Here is a 505-nt window from a genome sequence, read left to right as displayed (position 1 = left end):
AGGTGGTCCAAAGTGACGCGAACGAGTGGTCCAGAGTTAGACGATACTGTGGTCCAAAGTAACGCGAAACAGTGGTCCAAAGTGACGCGAACGAGTGGTCCAAAGTGACGCGAAACCGTGGTCCAGGGTACGAGAATAGCTACATCTCGGTCGATACCAAGAAGAAGGAACTGATCGGTGACTTTAAGAATGCCGGCAGAGAGTACCAACCCGTTGGTAAGCCCGAAGAGGTGAGGGTCTATGACTTCATCGATCCTCTACTAGGCAAGGTGGCACCCTATGGGGTCTATGACCTGACAACCAACACCGGGTGGGTGAATGTCAGCATTGACCACGATACAGCGGAGTTTGCGGTTGAAAGCATCCGACGTTGGTGGCACGAGATGGGCAAGGCAGTCTATCCAAATGCACGTCGTTTGCTCATCACCGCTGATTGCGGGGTGTGTATTCTCGCTAACTCTGCCACCCATTCTCGCTGAAACTTGCCACCTGTTATCGCTGAAAT

At 52.5% G+C, this 505-nt stretch carries 1 pseudogene; it reads left to right on the top strand.

Annotated features, from left to right (window positions below):
- Nucleotides 1–143: 143 nt before the first annotated feature.
- Nucleotides 144–440 (top strand): annotated as a pseudogene (locus tag M7Q83_RS14135) (ISAzo13 family transposase); the annotation flags it as partial.
- Nucleotides 441–505: the final 65 nt, after the last annotated feature.

This window comes from Ferrimicrobium sp. (genome assembly GCF_027364955.1).
In the GTDB taxonomy this organism is placed as follows: domain Bacteria; phylum Actinomycetota; class Acidimicrobiia; order Acidimicrobiales; family Acidimicrobiaceae; genus Ferrimicrobium.
Note: the sequence above shows the minus strand (reverse complement) of the source record. Positions and strands in the feature narration are given on the sequence as shown.